The organism is Bacillus sp. JAS24-2 (assembly GCF_008274905.1).
Taxonomy (GTDB): Bacteria; Bacillota; Bacilli; order Bacillales; family Bacillaceae_G; genus Bacillus_A; species Bacillus_A cereus.
On record NZ_CP031068.1, the window covers coordinates 267,501 to 275,000 of the forward strand.

Genomic DNA, 7,500 nt, shown 5'->3' on the forward strand with positions numbered 1-7,500 from the left:
GAGTCTTGGAGGTAGAGCACTGATTGGACTAGGGGTCCTCATCGGATTACCGAATTCAGTCAAACTCCGAATGCCAATGACTTATCCTTAGGAGTCAGACTGCGAGTGATAAGATCCGTAGTCAAAAGGGAAACAGCCCAGACCGCCAGCTAAGGTCCCAAAGTGTGTATTAAGTGGAAAAGGATGTGGAGTTGCTTAGACAACTAGGATGTTGGCTTAGAAGCAGCCACCATTTAAAGAGTGCGTAATAGCTCACTAGTCGAGTGACTCTGCGCCGAAAATGTACCGGGGCTAAATACACCACCGAAGCTGCGGATTGATACCAATGGTATCAGTGGTAGGGGAGCGTTCTAAGGACAGTGAAGTCAGACCGTAAGGACTGGTGGAGTGCTTAGAAGTGAGAATGCCGGTATGAGTAGCGAAAGACGGGTGAGAATCCCGTCCACCGAATGCCTAAGGTTTCCTGAGGAAGGCTCGTCCGCTCAGGGTTAGTCAGGACCTAAGCCGAGGCCGACAGGCGTAGGCGATGGACAACAGGTTGATATTCCTGTACCACCTCTTTATCGTTTGAGCAATGGAGGGACGCAGAAGGATAGAAGAAGCGTGCGATTGGTTGTGCACGTCCAAGCAGTTAGGCTGATAAGTAGGCAAATCCGCTTATCATAAAGGCTGAGCTGTGATGGGGAAGCTCCTTATGGAGCGAAGTCTTTGATTCCCCGCTGCCAAGAAAAGCTTCTAGCGAGATAAAAGGTGCCTGTACCGCAAACCGACACAGGTAGGCGAGGAGAGAATCCTAAGGTGTGCGAGAGAACTCTGGTTAAGGAACTCGGCAAAATGACCCCGTAACTTCGGGAGAAGGGGTGCTTTCTTAACGGAAAGCCGCAGTGAATAGGCCCAAGCGACTGTTTAGCAAAAACACAGCTCTCTGCGAAGCCGTAAGGCGAAGTATAGGGGGTGACACCTGCCCGGTGCTGGAAGGTTAAGGAGAGGGGTTAGCGTAAGCGAAGCTCTGAACTGAAGCCCCAGTAAACGGCGGCCGTAACTATAACGGTCCTAAGGTAGCGAAATTCCTTGTCGGGTAAGTTCCGACCCGCACGAAAGGTGTAACGATTTGGGCACTGTCTCAACCAGAGACTCGGTGAAATTATAGTACCTGTGAAGATGCAGGTTACCCGCGACAGGACGGAAAGACCCCGTGGAGCTTTACTGTAGCCTGATATTGAATTTTGGTACAGTTTGTACAGGATAGGCGGGAGCCATTGAAACCGGAGCGCTAGCTTCGGTGGAGGCGCTGGTGGGATACCGCCCTGACTGTATTGAAATTCTAACCTACGGGTCTTATCGACCCGGGAGACAGTGTCAGGTGGGCAGTTTGACTGGGGCGGTCGCCTCCTAAAGTGTAACGGAGGCGCCCAAAGGTTCCCTCAGAATGGTTGGAAATCATTCGTAGAGTGCAAAGGCATAAGGGAGCTTGACTGCGAGACCTACAAGTCGAGCAGGGACGAAAGTCGGGCTTAGTGATCCGGTGGTTCCGCATGGAAGGGCCATCGCTCAACGGATAAAAGCTACCCCGGGGATAACAGGCTTATCTCCCCCAAGAGTCCACATCGACGGGGAGGTTTGGCACCTCGATGTCGGCTCATCGCATCCTGGGGCTGTAGTCGGTCCCAAGGGTTGGGCTGTTCGCCCATTAAAGCGGTACGCGAGCTGGGTTCAGAACGTCGTGAGACAGTTCGGTCCCTATCCGTCGTGGGCGTAGGAAATTTGAGAGGAGCTGTCCTTAGTACGAGAGGACCGGGATGGACGCACCGCTGGTGTACCAGTTGTTCTGCCAAGGGCATAGCTGGGTAGCTATGTGCGGAAGGGATAAGTGCTGAAAGCATCTAAGCATGAAGCCCCCCTCAAGATGAGATTTCCCATAGCGTAAGCTAGTAAGATCCCTGAAAGATGATCAGGTTGATAGGTTCGAGGTGGAAGCATGGTGACATGTGGAGCTGACGAATACTAATAGATCGAGGACTTAACCATATAATATGTAGCAAATGTTATCTAGTTTTGAAGGAATATGCCTTCATAGTTTGGTGATGATGGCAGAGAGGTCACACCCGTTCCCATACCGAACACGGAAGTTAAGCTCTCTAGCGCCGATGGTAGTTGGGACCTTGTCCCTGTGAGAGTAGGACGTCGCCAAGCAACTTTAAGACGAGTCAGAATGACTCGTCTTTTTTGTGTTTTATAAAAATAAGAATGGCTGGTAAATCTCAGTTTATTAAAATTTCACTTTATTGTTCACATCAACAAGTTCAAAACGCTCACAGACGAGTAACATATCTTCAGAGAAATTAAGACCAAGCTCATTTAGTTCCTTTGTAAAAAAACGAACATGGGTGTCTCTCCAGTAATTATAAGTACGATCTCCTTCGCCTTCAGCGATAGCGAATTCTTCGCTTACTTCATTCATTGGTGTTACAGTTACTTCTATTGTCTTAATAATAGCTACAGGTTCATCATTACTATTGAGTATAATACTATAATCAATAGTAGTCGGTAGTGATTCATGTTCTAATTCATAAAAAATGTGACCGGAGCATGTAGCGGTTTTAATACCGTCAATTACTAGTTGTGCAAGATAATTAGGGGCATCCCCAAATTGCCAAGCTGTAACAGATTCTGGTTTTTTGTTGTTTCCCCAATAAGTATCCCAATATGTCTGTGCTAATTGATTCATTTTTATTGTTACCTCACTCTAATTCATATTTAGTCTCTTTATAATTCCTAGGAAATTTACTTACTTACTTATTTAGTATGTCTTTGTACTCATTTAAAAGTTGTAGCGGTGTGTTGCAAATTAAAAAGATACTATGTGGAGTGAATATAGTTTGTAAATATGTTCTGTACATATATGGGATCTTTAATTTTCCAATTGCATTTTATGATAAAGGATGTAGTTACTTAAAGAACGTTCAGATTATGAATGGTAGTTTATTATCACTATGCCATATTGAAGTGAGTAATACTAGAGTTAAAATAGATGAAAAAACTGATATTCTAAATTGAATATCAGTTTAATAATATGTGACTTATATGAATCTATAGCAATACGAAAAGCGTAAATAAGATAGCCAACAAAATACGATAGTACGCAAAAGGTTTTAAACCTATCTTCTCTAAAAGCTTTAGAAAAGTTACTACCGCTAGCATCGCTACTATAAAAGAGGTAATGAATCCTACCGCAAACATAGGGATGTCATCGACACTTAAATACTTCCAACTTTTTAGTAAGTCTAAGCCTGTAGCCCCAATCATTACAGGAAGAGCTATTAGAAAAGAGAATTCAGATGCAGTCTTATAATTTACTTTTGCTAATAGACCTCCAGAGATAGTAGAGCCAGCTCTAGAGAAGCCAGGGTATACTGCTAAGCACTGAAATAATCCGATTGTTAAAGCTTGGCGGTATGTTAAATCGTCCAGTGAATAGGCTGCTGCCTCTTTCTTTTTTACTTCTGCAAAGAGCATAAGAATTGCACCTGCTACAAGTCCAATCACAACAGTGTATGGCTGGAATAAGTATGTTTTAATAATATCATGTAGTAGCAAACCAGCAACCACTGCCGGAAATACGCCAAGAAATACATGGAACGCGTTGAATTTTTTTCTTTCTGTAGAAGTGGCTTAATATTACATAAAGAAACGAGACGTTTATGATATAAAATTGCAATGGCTAAAATTGCGCCTAGCTGAATAACAATTTCAAACGTTTTCGCTCTTTCTCCCTCAAAGCCTAATAAATGCCCGACTAATATAAGATGGCCAGTAGAGGATATAGGTAAAAATTCAGCTAATCCTTCTACAATACCGAGTATGAAGGCAATAATGATATCGCTCATAGTTTCACTCCTACAAATTAATGAATGTCTACTTTTTTAAAATAGAATAGTGTTGCAATAAATCCGGAAATTGTCGTTACTGCAATGATGATATAAGAATACTCTGGTGGATATGTCGGTTGTAATTCGTTATTTGCGATATCTAGAGTAGCGGTCCACGGAAATAAATCTTTATGCTTGGAGTTTACGAGCATAAGATTAGTCATTGTAATAATGACTGTTAATATAATGGGCGGTACATAGCTCTTCATTACAAGAGTTAGTAGCACAATAGGTGAAGACAATAGAAAGAGAAGTCCACCACATATTAAAAATTCTAGGAAAGAACCTAAAAGTAAAGAAATGTTAAAGCCAGGGAAGTTCCCCAATAGCCCTAATATTAAAGTAAGTGCCCAAGCGACTAAAGTTAGCATCATAATCCAAAGAAAGAGAATGATGAATTTACTTATAATAAAGCTAATGCGCGACACGGGGATAGTTAGTAAATTTTTCAGTGTATCTTCTGCATATTCGCGGGTAAGCAAATATGCAACCACTACTCCATATAAGGGGAATCCTATAACTAAAGTAGTATATAAGTTAACGTCAGTGAATAATTGATGGAACCAAATAGTTGGAGTAGGCTGTTTTGTTTTTATATGTATATAAGAGGCTACTACAACTAAGAAAGGTGCGACACCAGCACCAATAATGCTAATTAAAAACATATTAGAGCGTTTTAGTTTTAAGAGTTCTGTATAGAGTAGATTAACCAATTGTTCCACCTCCAACTAGTTTGGTGAAATAATCTTCTAGTCTATCTTCGCTTATCATCATTTTTAATACTTCAATACCATTAAGAACAAACGTTCTGTTTATGTATCCTTGTTGTCCAAAATGAGAGTAAATACGAATATTTCCTTCATCATGTACTTCATAATCAAAAATTTGAAGATGATTTTCTAATAACATCACAGCTTTATCGTCATTATTCACTTGAAACTCTATGTACTTACGGTTTGCTTTGCGCAGCGTATCAAGAGAAACTTCTTCTAGTAACTTTCCTTCATGAATAATTCCGATACGATCGACCAACTGTTCTATCTCGGCTAATATGTGACTAGAAATGAGTATTGTTATATTTCTTTCTTGAGCTAAAGAATGAATAAGTTTTCGCATTTCTTTAATACCAATAGGGTCTAGTCCGTTAGTTGGTTCATCTAATATGAGTAGCTCAGGATAATGGAGAAGAGCGCGTGCAATTCCTAAGCGTTGCTTCATTCCTAAAGAATACTTTCCTACTAACTTTTTTGTCTCATGCTGCAAGCCTACTATTTCTAATGCTTCTTCGATAGCATTCTTTTTGTGAACCCCAATTATCTTTGCATTAATTAGTAGGTTTTCTTTTGCAGTTAAGTTTTCATAAAATCCTGGAACTTCAACTATAGAACCAATTCTGCTTAAAATATCTTTTTGATTTTGGAATAAGTTCTCTCCGAATATTTCAATCGTTCCACTTGTAGGTTTTATAAGACTAAGCAGCATACGAATGGTTGTTGTTTTACCAGCACCGTTGCGGCCTATGAAGCCATAAATCTCTCCTTGTTGAACATTAATATTTAAATTATCTACTGATTTTTGATTGCCATATACTTTAGTAAGGTTAGTCGTTTTTATAATTGTATTTATAGGAGACACCTGCTTTCTATAAGTTCTTACTTACATCATAAAAAGGAAGGCTTAACTGCATATTAATCATTTCTTAACTATTTCTTAAAAGTATTGTGTTTTGGAATAGAAAAGCCAAAAGTAGTTCGTTTCCATGGAGTACTTTCAACCCATATATGCCCACCATTTTTTTCAACGAGTGCTTTAGAAATAGAGAGTCCGAGACCGCTACCACCAAATGAAGAGTTTCTTGATTGTTCGCTTCGGTACATTCGCTCAAATATGTTTTGTAAATCATGTTTTGGAATACCAGGGCCTTGATCCCAAATATGAAGTTTGTATTCTGCATCAGCTTCTAGCAGTTCGACTCCTATTGTTTTCCCATCCTTTCCGTAATAAATTGCATTTTTCATTAAATTACCGATAATCCGCATAATGCTTAGATGATCTGCGATGATAGGACAAGTAGAATCTGGTATGAGAATTTGCAGTTCGATGTTATGTTTTGAGAGCTCAGGTAAAAATTCAATCAAAACTTCTCTAGTAACTTCAGAAAAGTCGAGTTCTTCTTCTTTTAGTGGAAATTCATTAGCGTCTAGCTTCGCCATATTGAATATTTCATCAACTAGGTGCTTTAAGTTATTTGATTTCATATAGAGTATTTTAAGATATTCTTGTTTTTCTATTTCAGAAGCAGCAACTCCGTCTTTCAAAGCATCTATATATCCGATGATGGAGGTGAGTGGTGTTCGTATATCGTGGGAGATACTAGACAAAAGTTGTTTTCTGGATTCCTCGGATCTTTTGGCTTCAATCTGAACCTGCTCTAATTTAGCTATTAGCTCGTTTATTGAAAAAACGATATTATGTAATGAGTGGTCATTGCTTGTGAATAATCTCGTTTGTAAGTTTCCTTTTAGTACACGACTTAATTTAGTATCCATTGCTTTACGATGTTGAATGAATTGTATTCTTGAAAAGAAGAGATAAATTGTAATTAAGATAAGGATAATAAATAAAGACATTTTTAATCTTGGGCCCATTTGTATGTTTAAAATCCCGCAAATGATAAGTTGTAATGAAATAAGGAAGAGGGTTTTATCAGTCTTCAAGCTTTTCACCTACAAACTTATAACCAATTCCCCATATAGTCTGAATAAATTTTGGATTGGAAGGGTCAATTTCTATTTTCTTTCTAAGTTTTCGAATATGTACCATAACGGTATTGTCATCTTCTATATAATTATCGTCCCACACATTTCGGAAGAGCTGTGTTTTTGTAAATACTTGCCCTGGGTTTGAAGTAAAGAATTTTAACAGTTCCAATTCTTTTCCGGTTAAGCTAATTTCTTCTTTGTTTGTATGAACTGTGTATGTATTTAAATTGATAGTTAGTCCTTTAAAAGATAAAGTTGTTTTTTCTTGAGCAGTATTGTTACTTCCGAGAACTAAAAAACGCCGCATAAGAGCTTTTACTCGTGCAATTACTTCGTGAATGCTGAAAGGTTTCGTAATATAATCATCAGCACCAATGCTTAAACCTAAAATTTTATCAACTTCGTGATCTTTAGCTGTGAGCATTAATATAGGTACGTTAGTTTTATCTCTAAGTTTTTTACATACCTCGATTCCATCTATTTTGGGCATCATAAGATCTAATATAACGAGGTTATATTTATTTTGATTAAATAAATGCAAGGCTTCTTCGCCGTTGATTGCAGTGTCTACCATGTATAATTCTCGTTCTAAATATATTTTTAATAAATTTCGGATTTCTTTATCGTCGTCTGCTATAAGGATACGTATATCTTTCATATCTTCACCTGCTTCTAATAGAGTTTTATTGATAGTACAACAACTCTCTAATTATATACTAGTATTTGTTAAAATAAGGTTGCTAGTTTTGTTGGAGGAAAACGTCCACACAAGTTAAGTCTAGAGTTCAAATTAACTTGAATATATTTGG

Annotated in this window: 5 protein-coding genes, 2 rRNA genes and 1 pseudogene (1 of these 8 cut by a window edge); 2 read left to right on the forward strand and 6 right to left on the reverse strand. The window is 38.7% G+C overall.

From position 1 onward, the window contains the following. Nucleotides 1-2,028 (forward strand): 23S ribosomal RNA (locus tag DN407_RS01550); it begins 894 nt to the left of the window's first position. A 49-nt stretch (nucleotides 2,029-2,077) separates the two neighbouring features. Then, a 5S ribosomal RNA gene (gene rrf, locus DN407_RS01555) occupies nucleotides 2,078-2,193 on the forward strand. Between the two features lie 76 nt (nucleotides 2,194-2,269). On the opposite strand, the gene DN407_RS01560 is transcribed toward rrf, so the two are convergent. The 6 genes and pseudogenes from DN407_RS01560 to DN407_RS01590 form a co-directional block, all read right to left on the reverse strand. After that, nucleotides 2,270-2,728 (reverse strand): ASCH domain-containing protein, encoded by a 459-nt coding sequence (locus DN407_RS01560; protein WP_001072418.1) that lies wholly within the window; start codon nucleotides 2,726-2,728, stop codon nucleotides 2,270-2,272. A gap of 362 nt (nucleotides 2,729-3,090) precedes the next feature. Beyond that, a pseudogene (uppP, locus tag DN407_RS32855) lies at nucleotides 3,091-3,887 on the reverse strand (undecaprenyl-diphosphate phosphatase UppP). 17 nt (nucleotides 3,888-3,904) lie between these two features. Next, nucleotides 3,905-4,642: an ABC transporter permease gene (locus DN407_RS01575; protein WP_000247716.1), complete on the reverse strand. Its 738-nt coding sequence runs from the start codon at nucleotides 4,640-4,642 to the stop codon at nucleotides 3,905-3,907. Further along, entirely contained in the window at nucleotides 4,635-5,564 is a 930-nt protein-coding gene (locus DN407_RS01580) for an ABC transporter ATP-binding protein (RefSeq protein WP_000074580.1), read from the reverse strand. The genes DN407_RS01575 and DN407_RS01580 overlap by 8 nt, the downstream gene beginning before the upstream one ends. 68 nt (nucleotides 5,565-5,632) lie before the next feature. Then, on the reverse strand, nucleotides 5,633-6,646 hold the full coding sequence (locus tag DN407_RS01585; protein WP_000845334.1) for a sensor histidine kinase: 1,014 nt from the start codon (nucleotides 6,644-6,646) through the stop codon (nucleotides 5,633-5,635). Then, nucleotides 6,636-7,349: a response regulator transcription factor gene (locus DN407_RS01590; protein WP_000651991.1), complete on the reverse strand. Its 714-nt coding sequence runs from the start codon at nucleotides 7,347-7,349 to the stop codon at nucleotides 6,636-6,638. Before DN407_RS01590 ends, DN407_RS01585 begins: the two co-directional genes overlap by 11 nt. Between the last annotated feature and the right edge of the window lie 151 nt (nucleotides 7,350-7,500).

What these genes read in the sequence shown, in the direction of transcription:
- DN407_RS01560 (WP_001072418.1), bottom strand. Translation starts at nt 2,728, where the DNA reads ATGAATCAATTAGCACAGACATATTGGGATACTTATTGGGGAAACAAC.
- DN407_RS01590 (WP_000651991.1), bottom strand. Translation starts at nt 7,349, where the DNA reads ATGAAAGATATACGTATCCTTATAGCAGACGACGATAAAGAAATCCGA.